Raw genomic sequence first — 14,296 nt, forward strand, 5'->3', positions numbered from 1 at the left:
CGCAACCGGGGCCGATATACAGGACTAACCGAACAGTTCGTCGTTGTGCTCTCCGAGCTGCGGCGCGATCTTCGGCGCCGACGTCGCCCAGGCACTGGCGCGCACGGGTTGCACCATCATCGGAATATCGCCCAGACGCGGATGACATTGGGTCAGCAGTAACTGGCGCTCACCGGTTCTGGCGCGGATCAGCGCATCGCCCATTTCCAGCACCGGCGACGCCGGTATCCGGGCATCGGACAGGGCCTTGATGGCGGACTCGACGGTATGATCCGCCAGCCAGGATTCGATCAGATCACGCAGTTCCGGCTCGTGACGAGTTCGCTCCTCATCGGAGCGGAAACGGGGGTCCGCGGCGATTTCGGGACGCCCCATGGCATCGCAGAGGGCGCCGAACTGACGGTTGTTCAAGATGGCGATAATCACCCGGCCATCCGGTGCAGTGAAGGAACCGAACGGCGTTGACAGCGGATGACGATTGCCGACACGTCCCGGTGCCTTACCACTAAACATCCACTGCGCCACCGGCGTTGGCATCATCGAGAACAGGCAATCCAGCATGGCGATATCCAGATACACGCCCTGACCGGTACGGTGACGATCGAACAGTGCGGCAAGAATGGCCCAGGAACCATAAAGACCTGCCACCAGGTCGGCAATGGACTCGCCCACCATGGTTGGCTCGCCACCGGGCTCGCCGGTGATCCCCATCATCCCGGACATTGCCTGCACCACCAGGTCATACGCCGGCAACTGACTGCTCTCGCCGGTCTGGCCGAACCCGGAGATACTGGCATAGACAATATCGGGGTTGATCGCGCGAACAGCGTCGTAACCAACACCGAGACGATCGGCAACACCCGGCTTGAAGTTTTCGACGAACACATCGGCATCACGGGCCATCTCCAGCACCCGGGACAGGTCGACTTCATTTTTGAGATCCGCCACGGCACCCTTTTTGTTGCGATTGACCAGCGTAAAGAGTGCACTTTCCCCCGCCTTGAAGGGGCCAACATGACGGTATTCGTCGCCCGCCGGCGGCTCGATCTTAATGATCTCGGCGCCTAGATCCGACAACAACGCTGTGCAGAAGGGGCCGGACAGGACTCTGGTCAGGTCGACGACCTTAATACCTTCGAGAGGAAGGCGTTTCTTATTTTGTTCCATGGGCTGAGACTCTCTTGTTCATTTTTTAACCTCAACAACGAGTTTGCCAGCCACCATATATTGCGTAAAATACTAGTTACATATACTCACTATAGAATTTTCTAGTAATGATAACTATCCACCAGCTCAAGGTATTTGTCGCGGTAGCCGAATGTGGCAGCACCTCCGCCGCCGCTCGCGCACTACACCTCTCGCAGCCTGCGATTTCCTTGATTGTCCGCAACCTGGAATCGGAACTCGGCGCCGAACTCTTCATCCGCAACCCGCCGCGGGGACTCGCGATCACGCCGTTCGGGCGCGGCAAGCTCGAGGAAGCCCGGACGCTGCTGTCCCAGGCGGAGATGTTCGGCGAACCCCAGGACGCCGGAAATCAGCTACGCGGCCAGCTCACCCTGGGCTACTTCACCACCCTCGGCCCCTTCTACGTGCCGCGCCTGATCCGACGCCTGCGGGAGCGCATGCCCAAAGTAGAGGTGCAACTACGCGAAGGGGATCTCGGAGCGGTCGGCCGCATGCTCGACACCGGCCAGGTCGAGCTGGCTATCACCTATGACCTGGGCATGGGTGACCAGCCGCGAACCCAGTTGCTGCGGAAGTGCCGCTTCTACGCCGCGCTGCCGCTGGAACACCCGCTGGCCCGGCAGGAATCGGTCTCGCTAGCAGAGCTGGCGCAGGAGCCTTTCATCCAGATCGATCTGCCGATGAGCCGGGAATTCCTGATGTCGCCCTTCTGGCACCACCAGCTCGAACCACGCATCGCTTATCGCACCACCTCGCTGGAGATGGTCAGGGGCATGGTGGCACACGGCCTAGGGGTGTCTATCCTGATCACGCGTCCCGCCTCGGAGCTAACCTATGACGGCGAGCGCATCGTGTGCCGGCCGATCTCGGACGAGATGCCGGTGCAGAATCTAGTACTGGCGCAGTCGCATCATTTTGCGCTGACGCCGGTGGCGGCAGCGGTGATGGCGGAAATACGGGACCTGTTCTCCCAGGAAGACCTAGTGCCCTGAAGCGGTTCCGGCAGGCAATAAAAAACGGAGACAGCCTGACAGCTGCCTCCGTTCATGATGGGTAGGTCAGGGCCAGGTTCAGCCCATCAAGCGCTCGGCATAGAAGGCCACCGGCGCCGACAAGAGAATGGTCAATGCCACGCGCTGGTACCAAATGATCAGCATCTGACGGATCGTCAACGGAATTTCGGTGGATAGAATGCAGGGAATCGAGGCCGAGAAGAACAGGATCGATGAGATTGCCACACAGCCGGTAACAAACTTGGCGGCAACCGCGCCTTCGGCCATCAGCAGCGCTGGCAGAAACATCTCAGCCAATCCGGTTGCCGAAGCTTTTGCCACCGCCAGCGGATCCGGCAATTGGGCCAACGCCGTGAAGGGATAAAACAGATACCCCATCCAGTCGAATAGCGGCGTGTACTTGGCCAGCAGCAGCCCGAGCAGGCCTACGGACATGATCGACGGCAGAATACTCATTGCCATCAGAAGTCCGTCGACAAAGTTGCGCCGGATGTTGACCAGCAACGAATCCGCCCGCTCATTGGCCTGTAACCCTTCAATCAGCGCCTGCTTGATACGGGAATACTCCAGTACCTCGTGCTCTGGCGATTCCGCTTGGTCATTCATGCGCGACAGCGGAAACAGGCGCACGGTTATCGCGGTAACGGTGAAGGTGATCAACAGGGCCGACCAGAAAAACAGGTTCCAGATCGCCATCAGTCCCAATGTCTTGGCCACAATCACCATGAACGTTGCCGATACGGTCGAGAAACCGGTGGCTATGATCGCCGCCTCTTTTGCCGAATACTGGCCCGCTTTATAAACCCGGTTGGTGATCAACAAACCGATGGAATAGCTGCCAACGAACGAGGCGACCGCGTCGATCGCCGATTTACCGGGCGTCTTGAACAGCGGCCGCATGATGGGCTGAAACAGCACACCAATCAGCTCGAGCAGGCCGTAGCTGATAAGAAAGGCCAGAAAAATGGCACCCAGCGGCACAATCAAGCCAACCGGAATTACCAGCTTGTTGAACAGGAACGGCAGCATGTCCTTCTCGAACAACGCGGCAGGGCCAAGTTCAAAAAAAGCCATCAGGGAGGCCACGACACCCGCCAACTTCAATACCGAGAAAATTTGGTGACTCAGGTCCTTCCGCCAGGTGCCCCGCACAAACGGATAGCACGCGCCGGCGATGATGACCAGCAAGGCATAGACAGCAGCGCCATCGGCCTGGTTGGTACGAATCCAGGACACAAGATGGTCCAGCGGGATGGTGTTCGTTCCGGCCAGCTCCACCGGAATAAAGAAGAAGAAAATACCGACGGCACTGAAAAGGATCAGCCGAACCGTCGACAAAGGGTTAGCGGACGGGGCAGTTGCAGTTGCAGTTTCTTTGTCGCTCATAGAGATACCTGCTCTTGTTTTCTGGAGCCTAGCCACGACAGCGTTCGCCGCCAGCACAGGCTTCCACCGGTTTTAGGTATTTTTCCGCCGCCGAAATGACAAACCAATGCAGCAATCGGCAATACCAAGGGTTCGCATCCTGCTCAAACTCCTGATCCGAAAACCAGCCTGACACACACAGGAGCCGGGCCGGAATCATTGAGCACACTATATGTGTACACATATGTATATACCACTATGACCAAAATGTAAACACCAACACCCTCTGGCAACTACCAGGGCAGGCCGCCCATTGCAGCCGGTGCCCTACAGTGAGGAAGGATCCGGTTGGGAAATACGCTATAACGAAGGGAACTCAAGGGTACGCTGGCCAAAAACACCGATCGGGCTCAGAGACTAGCGATCAATCTGTCGGACAACCTGCTCGCCGGCGGGGCTGAAATGATCAATTCAATTCGCCTCACACCTCATTCGCTTTCCGGTAATGCCCCTGATAATCAAAGATACGATTCTGCACCTGCCAATAGTGCTTCTGCTTGCGGGCAATGACAAAATCCGGCGCAGGCAACAAGGCCTGTATCTCCACCACCTCATCCGCTCTGCTGAACGTTTTCGGGGCCTGGCTATTGGCGAAACGACGCCCGAACAGCCTGTTAAAGACGGTACGCTGTGCCGGCTTGCTGAAATCAAACGACTCGCTGAGCTCCTCCCCATCTTCACCGTGGTAAGTGATCCTCAGTTTGCTCTCACCAACACTTAATGTGATCCCGGCGCAGCGGATCACCATGGCATCCTTGAGTTTCAGCGCATCCCTCAACTGATCATCCGGGTCGATAATGGCCTTCCGACACTGCTGACAATTGCGGGCCGCAATATCATTCTCGCCGCCACAGTGAGGGCACTCCTTGAAACGAAAACGGTAATCGCACTGCTGAGGGGGCCCGGGTTCCGCCTCTTCCGCAGGCTCCAGAAGCCCCTGACAACGGCGCCCGTAGTGCTCGATAACACGGCCGTCATCGTCGGTTTTTCCCCAGAAGATATTGGCAAACCCACAGCCTGGGCAGAACACCTGCACCGGCTCACTGTCGGGGTTCGGTTTCGCCTCCCCCACCTCCGGGTGATGCAGATTCACACTGTTGCCTGCGTAATCAATCACCAGGCAGTCCTGCTTGCCCTCGTCCAGACGAAGACCGCGGCCCACAATCTGCTGGTACAGGCTGACCGACTGGGTCGGCCGAAGAATGGCGATTAAGTCCACGTGTGGCGCATCAAAGCCGGTGGTGAGCACGGAAACATTCACCAGATACTTCAACTGCCGCTGTTTGAAGCGCTGGATCAGCAGATCCCGATCCTTCCATTCGGTCGCGCCGGTCACCAGGGCGGTCTGGTGTTTCGGCAGATAGCCGGTGATCTCCCGCGCATGGTCCACCGTTGCCGCAAAGATCATCACTCCTTTGCGCTCAGTTGCCAGCTCCATCACCTGCTCAGTGATGGCGCGAGTCACACGCTTATGTTTGCTCAGCAGCTGGTTGACGTCCTTCTCGGCGTATTCGCCAAAGCGATCCTGAGACAGCGCGGAGAAATCGTATTGCGCCACCGCTGCGTTCACCAATTCAGGCCGGGTTAGGTACCCCCGATTGATCATGTAACTCAACGGCAGTTCATAAATGCAGTGCTGAAAGGGCTTATCCAGATCACCCCGGACAAAGCCCCGGTAGTGGTAGCGATAGATCCAGCCCATGGCCAGACGATAGGGAGTGGCGGTTAGCCCGAGCACTTTCAGAGAGTCGTTCTGTTGCCGCAGCAGCTCGATGATCCGTTGATACTGGCTGGTTTCCTCACCACTGACCCGATGGCACTCATCGATGATGACCAACGAATATTCATCCCGGAACTGATCCAGATTCGCCGACACCGACTGCACACTGGCAAAGGTTACCTGATGCCGGTTTTCCTTGCGCTTCAGCCCGGCGGAGAAAATGCCGCCCGTTAATCCATAGCTCTGGTATTTGGCGTGGTTCTGCTCCACCAGCTCCTTTACGTGGGTCAGCACCAGAATCTTTCGCCGGGCAAGACGGGCCAACTCGGCGATGACCAGGCTTTTACCCGCACCGGTTGGCAGCACGATGACGGCAGACTCGTCCGATCTTCGGAAATGGTCTAGCGTGGCGTCGACGGCTTCCTGCTGGTAAGGCCGGAGTTTGAAAGGAACATTCATTTTACAGGGCTTGATCATTCTCATGATGAAAGGCGGCCATACTAGCAGTATGGTGTTGCCGTTACAGGCCAGCCCAAACATAAATCTGCGCCGATTGTCGGGAAGACAAGAGACACAGCTATTTTCCCAATATCCAAAACTTTCCTATGCAGGGCCTCTTAATTAGCGTACCGTCGTTCTCGTTGGAAAGATTTAGCAAAGCATTTCACGAATAAGACCTCTAGTGTTGCCACACCTTTAGTCCTGTTTTTGATCCTGCACGTTTTTTTGTTTCCCGCATATCGCTGACCAAAGATCACAACGATCATTTGACGGCACCTTATTGATTAATTTCAGGATAACTATTTATGTCTACAATTACCGGCAACGTTAAGTTCTTCAACGAAGCAAAAGGTTTCGGTTTTATCACTCGTGAAGGCGGCGCAGACGTCTTTGTTCACTACAGCTCTATTCAGGGTAGCGGTTTCAAAACTTTGGCCGAAGGCCAGGAAGTTGAGTTCTCCGTGACCGAGGGCCAGAAAGGCCCGCAGGCAGAAAACGTTATTGGCCTGTAAGTAACAGCCAATACGTGATGAAAAAAGGCAGCCTCAGGCTGCCTTTTTTTATTGGAAAGCCGATAAGCAGCCCCCACCTGAGCATACGTTCTGCACCGTTAGATCCTGATAAGCATGACCGGTTCAATCCCCAAGGCCGGACGCTACCGGGATTGAAGTAAAGCATGAAGGTAATCCTTCAATGATGCCCACCCGGCCCATGGGCGTGGCCGTGTGCTATCTCTTCCGCATCAGCATCGCGCACTTCAATGACTTCGATATCGAAGGTCAGGGTTTTACCGGCCATCGGGTGGTTGGTGTCGACATCGGCAAACTTGTGGCCGACCTTGGCGACAACCACATGACGCGGGCCCTGCTCGGTTTGCACCTGGGCAATCATGCCCGGCTTCCAGCGCTTGGCACCCATCAAATGCTTGATCGGCACGCGCTGTACCGCGTCGGCCTTGCGTGGGCCGTAGGCTTTTTCCGGCGCGACGGTGAGGCTGAACGTATCACCCGCCTCGCGACCTTCCAGGGCTTCTTCCAGGCCCCGGATAATGCCGCCGTGGCCATGCAGGTAGGCGTTGGGCTCGCCGCCATGGGAGTTTTCAACAACGTTGTCTTGTTCATCACGAACGCTGTAGTGAAACAAGACCACTTGGTTCTTTTCGATTGGCATAGGGTTCTCTGCGACGGTTAAAAGTGGGCCATTATAACCAGCTGCGGCATTGGCTGCAGTGCAGGAAAACCGGGACGCCCATTAGCCAGTCGAAAACCATAACAACAAGCAAGCGCCTACCAAGAGAAGCACTGCAAAATGGACAGCCAGGTTCTTCCGGGTGGTTGGGGCGGGCTTTCTGGCGAAACTGAAGTAATCCTCACCGAACAGCCCAACGCCGCACTCCTCACAGTAGTTTTTTGAGTAATGAACCCTCAGCGCCGAGGGCTCGAACTTTTTCCGACAGCTGTAACAACTGGGCTTAATCATTTGCGGCTCCGGGCGATACGACGGCGCATCATGTTTTCATGCATCACATACAGTAAGATTATAATCACGGACCAAGCCAGACCCACTCTACTTTCAAACACCCAGCCTCGGGCCTATTTCTGTGAGCACCCTCCATCGACGTAAAAGAAGCCAAACCAAGCCGGTTCGCAAAGGGCTACACCCGAGGAACCTGCACAACCAGGGCTATGACTTCCCAGCGCTCGTAAAAAGCCACCCAGCACTGGCCCCCCACGTGAAACCGAACGCTCATGGCGACCTTTCCATCGATTTCGCAGATCCATTGGCAGTAAAAGCGCTCAACGCTGCGTTATTGAACCGATACTACAACATTGTCGATTGGGATATTCCAGACGGAGCGCTCTGCCCTCCCATCCCAGGCAGAGCCGACTATATCCATTACATGGCAGACCTGCTTGGGCTTGGTGGGCCTGAGCTGGAACAGCCCAACGTCAAGCTGCTCGATATAGGCACTGGCGCCAACGGCATCTACCCGCTACTGGCCTGCCAGATTTACGGCTGGCAGTGTGTCGGCAGCGACATCAACGCCCAGTCGCTTGAGAACGTAGCCACGATTATCGCCAACAACCCCACCCTCAAAGGCCGCTTCACGCTGCGCACGCAGCCCGATAAACACCACATCTTTGAAGGGATCATCCAAACTGGGGAGTTCTTTGACGTCAGCGTATGCAACCCACCCTTCCATGCCTCGCTCGATGACGCACTTAAAGGTAATCAGCTTAAACGCAATAACCTTGCTCGCAGTCGCGGTGAACAGCGCGGTGAACAGAAAGCAAAAACCGACTCCCCCACCCTGAATTTTGGCGGGCTGGGTGCAGAGCTTTGGTGTAAGGGGGGTGAACAGCTGTTTCTGAAAAAGCTGATCAGAGAAAGCCAAGTGTATTCCACTCAATGCCGCTGGTTTACCAGCCTGGTGTCAAAAGCCGACAATGTGAAGCCTGCAAAGAAGTTAATTCACAAGCTCGGTGCCGTTGATAGTCGGGAAATAGAGATGAAGCAGGGAAACAAGATTACCAGGGTATTGGCCTGGACATTCATCTGAGCCGCGCCCGAGGTGGCGCACGGTTATGAGACTGGAAAACAGATCTGTCCTCGTTTCCATGCAGTTGTCACCTACCAAACAAGCGGCCGCAATGACTTCGACAAATCAAAGCCCAAATGCTTCCGCAAGCTCATCGCCTCCGGAGCCACAATCAGCCACCCCAGAGCGCCAAGATTGGCCAGCACTGCCAGCCAGAAAACAAACTGATAGCTCCCCTTCCGCGTCTTATGCCGAAAAACCTGCTGAGCCATCAGCGCACCGGGCCAGCCACAACAAAGCTCGAAAAGGTGCAGCGTGTTCTCAGCGATGCGTTGGGCGCCCCGCTGCGCCGCCCGCTTATCGATCCAGTACATTACGAACAACACCAGACTCACCCCGCCGTAGGTAGCCAGGATCGAGAGCGGCAGAAAACCTTGATGGAACAGACCAGCCAGTAGGGTGAAAAACACCAGCACGACAACAGCCGCCACCCAGACTCCCGGAGCAAGGCTGGCGCCAACCTTTGCCGCGCCAGCATATTGAAATCGCCCTGCCCGTAACCGGCCCTGAGCATCCTTTGTGATGCTGTACGTCACCTTGCGATTGGAAGCCGGCCGGCCCCGGCCTGCATAACTGCTGATATGAGCAAAGACCCGTTCACCACCGCCCTCCGGCGTAATAAAACCAAAGCCCTTGGCGTCGTTCCATGCGGTGAGTAATCCTTTCTGATTCAATGTACTTCTCCCTTAGAACGGTATATGTCCTGGGCCAAGAAGCGCTGACAGGGGGTCACCAAAGATCCAGCCCTTCATGTTTTTGGTCTCGACAACGAAGACGCGAAACATAGATCACTCTTTCGTTTTACACCTAATGTTTTTTTGTAACGCACTACCCGCAGAGAAGCGCCGCAATAGCTTGTAGTGACGATCACAAAAATCAGCCCTGATTTTTTTACAAATCCCTTGTAACTTTTTCTCGCTTTGGGTTTCTAACTGTTGGTTGTCGCTCGTCAGGGTATGCACCGCGAAGGTGGTGGGCTTGATCAAAAATAACATGCCTAACGCCTTGCGATAGCCCCGATGCAAGCCATCGGGTACGTCATAGGAGGGCAAACCATGAAACATACGTTCATTTATTCCGCATCCCTGTCACTACTGCTGGCCGTTTCTCCTTCATACGGTGATCAGTGGGAACGGCAGCTGAACTACGAGGGGGCAGCGCAGAGCCTATCGGGCACCGCAAGCACCGTCCGCTATGATTGGTCAGAAGTGACAGCCAATCGTCGGATGCAACTGGAGCGAGGCACCTATCAGGAAACAGCTTTTGATATCAATAACCTGCCACCTACGGCCGCCGGACCGCAGGAAAGCAGCGACATGGATGTTGATTGGTTAGAGGTAGAGATCAACCGTCGGAAGCAACTGGAACGCGGCACATATTAAAGCGCGACTTGTATTCCCGTAGTGCGACTCGCCAGGGCCCCGGTCCTGGCGAAAGCATTATCCGCCTCGATCAAAATCCGCAAAATCCGGGACAGAACTATTTTGTAGCCTTACCACTACGCCCGCGACCAATAATTCTGTCCCGGTTTTCTCATTTGCCTATATCCCCGTTTCCGCAAGCGTGCTAAAAGGTTCCTCCCAGCGGTAGCTCGGGTATTCTCTCCATCAGGATGTCAGCATGTCAGATAAATTTTTCTTCAAGGGCCGGCAGGACGCACGCCAGCACCACACCGCTTACGGCGGCTTTCAGACCAACGCCAGCCAGAAGAGTGGCAGCAGAAAGTATCCGCTAACGCTGGTGGTGACCAGTGAAGCGCGCAAGCAGGAGGTTGAGGCACAGGTGGCCAGGGCGAAGCTGCACGCGACTATTTCGATTGATACCCGCGAGGGCGCCGTGGAATCCATCAACGAGCTCACCGCTATCCTGAACAAAGGAGGGACGGTCACCGCCGTAAAATCGCCCTCCCGCAACGACGTCTGCCACTGCGGCAGCGGACTCAAATTCAAGAAGTGCTGTGGCTGACGTCAGCCGGGGCATAGAGGACAATGACTATGGTTGTTTGCGGAGTTGAGCTGACTGGCAGCGATGCGGTGCTGTGTCTACTGAACATGGACAGGGGGCAGTTCAACCTGCCGGAGTGCAAGGTGCGCAAACTGTCACTGCCGAAAAACCATAGCCGTGAAGATCTGAAGCGGTTCCAGGCGGCCTTTGCGGCCTTAATGGCCGAGTACGGGGTCACCGGTGTCGCGATCAAAGAGCGGATGCCCAAAGGCAAATTTGCCGGTGGTGCCATCAGCTTTAAAATGGAAGCGGCCATTCAGCTGATCACCGATATTGAATTGACGGTGACCATGCTGCCCCCGGCATTGATCAAATCCACCCTGGCATCCAACCCGCTGCCCATTGCTCTTGCCGACACGGGTTTGAAGGCCTTTCAGGAAGCGGCTTTTATCAGCGCCTACGTAGGACAGCTGAACGGTCGTTGCAGCTGAAAGCGCCGTGGCCCGGCGCACCTGGGAATCTTCGGAATTATATGAAATCGAACCTTATTCAGAAGATGCCTTCCGCTTCTCCACAAGTCCGAGTCCGTACATCGTAAGGACCGTCTCACCCTGTTCGTTGGTGGTTACAATCTTCACCTTGGTGTGGCCAAATGCCGGATTCCTGCCCGAATCCTTTTCGACAAGTTCGACAGTCACCGACAGTGTTGAACCGGCATAGACCGGTTTGTGCCACCGAATCTCATCCATCCCTCTGCCACCGAGGGTCGCATTCTTATTCATGTACCCTTCCACCAGAAGACGGGTCGTAAGCGCACACGTCAGCCAGCCGCTGGCAATCAGGTCCCCGAACATTGAGTTGCCGGCAGCCTCCTCATTGAGGTGAATCGACTGCGGGTCGTAACGCTCGGCAAATTCCAGCATCTCATCCTTTGTTACCGCGACACTTCCACAGTCGAATGTTTGTCCTTCGACCAAGTCTTCAAAATATCGCTTATCTTGCGGTGGCATGGATCCTCCCAATCATTGGGGTGAAAAGACTCACGAGAATAGATCTGTCCCGGTTTTCTATTTCGCTGGCGCTTCCTTGATGTAAAGGTCTTGTTGCGGGAATGGGATGGTGATGCCTTCTTGCTTGAAGCGGCGCCAGATCTCCAGGTTGATGTCCGAGCTTACGCTACCGAAACCTGCTTGCGGGTCTGCGACCCAGACCCGCGCTTCCAGATGAATGCCGTTGTCGCCGAACTCCGTTAACCGGCACACCGGCTCCGGATCCGAAATCACTCGGGGGTGCTCCCGGGCGATCTCCAACATGATGGCCATGGCACGCTCCACGTCATCACTGTAGCTTACCGAAACCGGAATCTTCAGGCGTACGTTGGGGTCCGAATAAGACCAGTTAATCACCTCAGTGGTAATCAGGTTTTCATTGGGAATGAGCGTCTCCACGCCGTCGCGATTGCGTACCACCACGTAGCGGGCATGCAGTGCGACCACCCAGCCGAACTTCTCACCGACGCTGACCACATCACCGGGGCGAATCGAGCGGTCGAACACAAGAATAAAACCACTGATGAAATTGCTGGCAATACGCTGCAGGCCGAAGCCAAGACCAACACCCAGGGCACCGCCGAACACCGCAAGCGCCGTGAGATCAATACCCACCAGATTAAGAACGGACAGTGCAGCAACGGCGATCAGCACCAGCTTGCTGACTTTGGAAAAGCCCACGGCCGCACCGGGGCTTAGATACGGCAACCGGGACAGTCGCCGATCGATCATGCCCGAGAGCCATATGGCAACCACTAACAAAAGGCCCATCAGCAGGAGTAGTTTGATGACGGCCAACAGGGATATGCGCAGGTCGCCCACGGAGAAGGCCAGGCTATCCATGGCCACAAGCAATCCGGGTAGCAGGCCCACGAGATGCAGGCCCACCACCAGCCAGATGAGGATACCGATTACATTTTCAGAAGCCTTGACCAAGGGGCCACTTCGCATCCCCTTGCGCAACATATAAACCAGGATGCGAATCAGGGCTAACGAGATCAGCAGCGGGACAGCCAGATCCAGCGCCCAGTGGCCCTGATTCAGCGCGGCGAGTGACGCGCGCCCCAGTAAAACCACCAGCAGCATCGAGATGGGAAAGGCAAGGCGCTGGATGGTACGTTGCGTAAAGTGTCGCACGCCCAGGGAATCGGCAGCGGTAAGACGGGCAATGAGACGATGCAGATAGAACGCGGCCATCCCGGCACACACCAGAACCGCGATCTGCGGGATGACATCCAGCAAGCTTATGTCCTGTATGGACACCAGCAAATCCTGCCAGCTTTCCACCATCGACAACTCCCGGGTGACGAGAATTCAGTAACTGGCCACACTTGGCAGCATTCGGCCTATGTACAGTATAGGATCCAAAAATAAAATCTGTCCCGGGTTTCTAGATTCAAGGCTTGTCGCGTTTCAGCAGTTGCCTTTTTTCGCCTGGCCCGGTGGGCAGAAATGGCCACCAGACTTCCGGTAAGACCGGCGATCGTCGTAGTCATGACGACGGCGATCACGGTCGCGATAGTCGTCTCCATGATCTTTGGTGGTAATGGCTGTTCCGGTTGCCGCACCGACGGCACCGCCGAGAATAGCACCATCTCTGCCACCTACCTCGTTGCCGATGGCAGCCCCAATCGCTCCGCCAATACCGCCACCTAGAGCGGCGTCGGCTGTGTCATCCGCAACGGCTCCCAATGAGGTGGCACTCAGAGATAAAAAAATGAGCAGTGATTTCATTTTCATTGATGTAAATCCCATTGTTCAGGTGGTCTGAGCTGACCAGCATGACGGGAAGGAGACGATGTACTCCATCGCCCCCTCAGTCACGTGTCAGTTTTGTGAACCATTCGAGAATATCAGAGATACACGTGATACCACCGTTACCTTTTATTTATCTTTCAATAGGTTACGAAATATTAAGAGATGCGCATTCCTTATGAATCGGACCTGAACAAGACGTTCGCACTCTACCTCCGACTCGGCCGTTATCCGCAAAAATAGATCTGTCCCGGTTTTCCTCATCGAGTTTAGCCGGTTTCTGCCAGCGCATAGTCGATCGCCGCACACACCGCGGCAACCTGCGCGGCGTTGCATTGCTCGGGGGTCACTCGGTCGCTGTCCGGGTATACCTCGGTGGTGGTCCTGTAGCGGGCGTTGGTCATGCTGGTGCATAGGCCAAGCTGCGCCAGCGGATACTGAATAACGCCCCGGGCGGCCGCCGGTGAGCCGAGGATCTCGCCGTTGGCATCCGCCGGCGCGATGTGGGTGATCTTTTCCACCGCCTTGATCAACGCCTGCTGGAATTCCGGGTGCGGGCTCTCGGTGTCATCCACCAGGTAGAAGCCGTCGGGAATGCTCCCCGGCTCAAACGGTTTGCCATCACGGGCCGCAAGCGCCGGGCGGAACTCGGTTTCGTCGGTATCGGTGGTCTCGTGCAGGTCGATGTGCAGCAGTATTGGCTCCTCTGTCGAAGCGACCAGTTGCATGAGCGCCGCTGACTCCCCGGCCTGGCCGTCATCACGAAACGAGCGGTTTGGATCAATCGCGTTCGCGTTCCAGCGATGGATGCGTTCGTAAGCCCAGGGGCTGACGCAAGGCGCGACCAACAGGTTTACTCGACCGGCATAATCCGCTGCCTGCTGCTCAACGAACTTCAGCGCACCGTGAACACCGCTTGTTTCATAGCCATGTACTCCGCCGGTAATCAGCACCACCGGTCGATCGGCACGCCAGTCGCGGCTGCGGATTGCCATCAGCGGATAAACGTCCGGGCCATATTCCAGACGGCCATACTCTTGCACGTTAAAGCGCGAACGCAGCCGCTCGACCACGCTCAACACGTCGGACTCGTAACTGCGTT

17 protein-coding genes are annotated in these 14,296 nt (G+C 56.0%); 6 read left to right on the forward strand and 11 right to left on the reverse strand.

The window, feature by feature from the left end; all coding sequences use genetic code 11:
* Positions 1–24 precede the first annotated feature (24 nt).
* On the reverse strand, positions 25–1,167 hold the full coding sequence (locus MARLIPOL_RS03105) for a CaiB/BaiF CoA transferase family protein (RefSeq protein WP_012136621.1): 1,143 nt from the start codon (positions 1,165–1,167) through the stop codon (positions 25–27).
* Between the two features lie 107 nt (positions 1,168–1,274).
* Between MARLIPOL_RS03105 and MARLIPOL_RS03110 the strand changes: the two genes are divergently transcribed.
* Positions 1,275–2,180, forward strand: coding sequence for a LysR family transcriptional regulator (locus MARLIPOL_RS03110; protein ID WP_012136622.1), 906 nt, complete (start codon positions 1,275–1,277; stop codon positions 2,178–2,180).
* Positions 2,181–2,258: 78 nt separating this feature from the next.
* Here MARLIPOL_RS03110 and MARLIPOL_RS03115 read toward each other — a convergent pair whose 3' ends face one another.
* Entirely contained in the window at positions 2,259–3,587 is a 1,329-nt protein-coding gene (locus tag MARLIPOL_RS03115) for a YjiH family protein (RefSeq protein WP_012136623.1), read from the reverse strand.
* Between the two features lie 460 nt (positions 3,588–4,047).
* Positions 4,048–5,805: a DEAD/DEAH box helicase gene (locus tag MARLIPOL_RS03120; protein WP_036190636.1), complete on the reverse strand. Its 1,758-nt coding sequence runs from the start codon at positions 5,803–5,805 to the stop codon at positions 4,048–4,050.
* A 347-nt stretch (positions 5,806–6,152) separates the two neighbouring features.
* Between MARLIPOL_RS03120 and MARLIPOL_RS03125 the strand changes: the two genes are divergently transcribed.
* Positions 6,153–6,359, forward strand: coding sequence for a cold-shock protein (locus tag MARLIPOL_RS03125; protein WP_012136625.1), 207 nt, complete (start codon positions 6,153–6,155; stop codon positions 6,357–6,359).
* A gap of 178 nt (positions 6,360–6,537) precedes the next feature.
* On the opposite strand, the gene MARLIPOL_RS03130 is transcribed toward MARLIPOL_RS03125, so the two are convergent.
* Positions 6,538–7,017 (reverse strand): FKBP-type peptidyl-prolyl cis-trans isomerase, encoded by a 480-nt coding sequence (locus MARLIPOL_RS03130; protein WP_012136626.1) that lies wholly within the window; start codon positions 7,015–7,017, stop codon positions 6,538–6,540.
* A gap of 430 nt (positions 7,018–7,447) precedes the next feature.
* On the opposite strand from MARLIPOL_RS03130, the gene rlmF reads away from it, so the two are divergent.
* Positions 7,448–8,407 (forward strand): 23S rRNA (adenine(1618)-N(6))-methyltransferase RlmF, encoded by a 960-nt coding sequence (gene rlmF, locus MARLIPOL_RS03140; protein WP_036190312.1) that lies wholly within the window; start codon positions 7,448–7,450, stop codon positions 8,405–8,407.
* 71 nt (positions 8,408–8,478) lie between these two features.
* Here rlmF and MARLIPOL_RS03145 read toward each other — a convergent pair whose 3' ends face one another.
* Genes MARLIPOL_RS03145 through MARLIPOL_RS03150 form a run of 3 tightly spaced genes read right to left on the reverse strand, consistent with a single transcriptional unit; the run spans position 8,479 to position 9,510 of the window.
* Positions 8,479–9,120 (reverse strand): DUF1294 domain-containing protein, encoded by a 642-nt coding sequence (locus MARLIPOL_RS03145; RefSeq protein ID WP_012136629.1) that lies wholly within the window; start codon positions 9,118–9,120, stop codon positions 8,479–8,481.
* A 12-nt stretch (positions 9,121–9,132) separates the two neighbouring features.
* Positions 9,133–9,231: a nuclease-related domain-containing protein gene (locus MARLIPOL_RS18955; protein ID WP_407638015.1), complete on the reverse strand. Its 99-nt coding sequence runs from the start codon at positions 9,229–9,231 to the stop codon at positions 9,133–9,135.
* Positions 9,232–9,234: 3 nt separating this feature from the next.
* Positions 9,235–9,510: a hypothetical protein gene (locus MARLIPOL_RS03150; protein WP_012136630.1), complete on the reverse strand. Its 276-nt coding sequence runs from the start codon at positions 9,508–9,510 to the stop codon at positions 9,235–9,237.
* On the opposite strand from MARLIPOL_RS03150, the gene MARLIPOL_RS03155 reads away from it, so the two are divergent.
* From MARLIPOL_RS03155 to MARLIPOL_RS03165, 3 genes are all read left to right on the forward strand, one after another.
* The gene (locus tag MARLIPOL_RS03155) at positions 9,502–9,828 is read left to right on the forward strand and encodes a hypothetical protein (RefSeq protein ID WP_012136631.1); all 327 of its coding nucleotides are present in this window, start codon (positions 9,502–9,504) and stop codon (positions 9,826–9,828) included. The two genes, MARLIPOL_RS03150 and MARLIPOL_RS03155, sit on opposite strands and share 9 nt — an antisense overlap.
* A gap of 238 nt (positions 9,829–10,066) precedes the next feature.
* Complete coding sequence (locus MARLIPOL_RS03160; RefSeq protein ID WP_012136632.1) at positions 10,067–10,411, forward strand: PBPRA1643 family SWIM/SEC-C metal-binding motif protein; 345 nt, start codon at positions 10,067–10,069, stop codon at positions 10,409–10,411.
* Positions 10,412–10,440: 29 nt separating this feature from the next.
* Complete coding sequence (locus tag MARLIPOL_RS03165) at positions 10,441–10,881, forward strand: DUF3010 family protein (RefSeq protein WP_012136633.1); 441 nt, start codon at positions 10,441–10,443, stop codon at positions 10,879–10,881.
* Between the two features lie 54 nt (positions 10,882–10,935).
* Here MARLIPOL_RS03165 and MARLIPOL_RS03170 read toward each other — a convergent pair whose 3' ends face one another.
* From MARLIPOL_RS03170 to MARLIPOL_RS03185, 4 genes are all read right to left on the reverse strand, one after another.
* Entirely contained in the window at positions 10,936–11,400 is a 465-nt protein-coding gene (locus tag MARLIPOL_RS03170) for a MaoC family dehydratase (protein WP_012136634.1), read from the reverse strand.
* Between the two features lie 57 nt (positions 11,401–11,457).
* Positions 11,458–12,729, reverse strand: coding sequence for a mechanosensitive ion channel family protein (locus MARLIPOL_RS03175; protein WP_012136635.1), 1,272 nt, complete (start codon positions 12,727–12,729; stop codon positions 11,458–11,460).
* A gap of 123 nt (positions 12,730–12,852) precedes the next feature.
* Positions 12,853–13,179 carry a hypothetical protein gene (locus MARLIPOL_RS03180; RefSeq protein ID WP_012136636.1) on the reverse strand — a complete coding sequence of 109 codons (327 nt, stop codon included), beginning with the start codon at positions 13,177–13,179 and terminating at the stop codon, positions 12,853–12,855.
* A gap of 284 nt (positions 13,180–13,463) precedes the next feature.
* Positions 13,464–14,296: M14 family metallopeptidase (locus MARLIPOL_RS03185; RefSeq protein ID WP_036190639.1), on the reverse strand; the 833-nt coding region annotated here is incomplete at its 5' end.

The sequence above is a fragment of the Marinobacter lipolyticus SM19 genome, from assembly GCF_000397065.2.
GTDB lineage: Bacteria > Pseudomonadota > Gammaproteobacteria > Pseudomonadales > Oleiphilaceae > Marinobacter > Marinobacter lipolyticus.

Coding starts and splice junctions, on each gene's coding strand:
- MARLIPOL_RS03105 (WP_012136621.1), bottom strand. CDS start 1,167: ATGGAACAAAATAAGAAACGCCTTCCTCTCGAAGGTATTAAGGTCGTC.
- MARLIPOL_RS03110 (WP_012136622.1), top strand. CDS start 1,275: ATGATAACTATCCACCAGCTCAAGGTATTTGTCGCGGTAGCCGAATGT.
- MARLIPOL_RS03115 (WP_012136623.1), bottom strand. CDS start 3,587: ATGAGCGACAAAGAAACTGCAACTGCAACTGCCCCGTCCGCTAACCCT.
- MARLIPOL_RS03120 (WP_036190636.1), bottom strand. CDS start 5,805: ATGAATGTTCCTTTCAAACTCCGGCCTTACCAGCAGGAAGCCGTCGAC.
- MARLIPOL_RS03125 (WP_012136625.1), top strand. CDS start 6,153: ATGTCTACAATTACCGGCAACGTTAAGTTCTTCAACGAAGCAAAAGGT.
- MARLIPOL_RS03130 (WP_012136626.1), bottom strand. CDS start 7,017: ATGCCAATCGAAAAGAACCAAGTGGTCTTGTTTCACTACAGCGTTCGT.
- MARLIPOL_RS18955 (WP_407638015.1), bottom strand. CDS start 9,231: ATGTTTCGCGTCTTCGTTGTCGAGACCAAAAACATGAAGGGCTGGATC.
- MARLIPOL_RS03155 (WP_012136631.1), top strand. CDS start 9,502: ATGAAACATACGTTCATTTATTCCGCATCCCTGTCACTACTGCTGGCC.
- MARLIPOL_RS03150 (WP_012136630.1), bottom strand. CDS start 9,510: ATGTTTCATGGTTTGCCCTCCTATGACGTACCCGATGGCTTGCATCGG.
- MARLIPOL_RS03160 (WP_012136632.1), top strand. CDS start 10,067: ATGTCAGATAAATTTTTCTTCAAGGGCCGGCAGGACGCACGCCAGCAC.
- MARLIPOL_RS03165 (WP_012136633.1), top strand. CDS start 10,441: ATGGTTGTTTGCGGAGTTGAGCTGACTGGCAGCGATGCGGTGCTGTGT.
- MARLIPOL_RS03170 (WP_012136634.1), bottom strand. CDS start 11,400: ATGCCACCGCAAGATAAGCGATATTTTGAAGACTTGGTCGAAGGACAA.
- MARLIPOL_RS03175 (WP_012136635.1), bottom strand. CDS start 12,729: ATGGTGGAAAGCTGGCAGGATTTGCTGGTGTCCATACAGGACATAAGC.
- MARLIPOL_RS03180 (WP_012136636.1), bottom strand. CDS start 13,179: ATGAAAATGAAATCACTGCTCATTTTTTTATCTCTGAGTGCCACCTCA.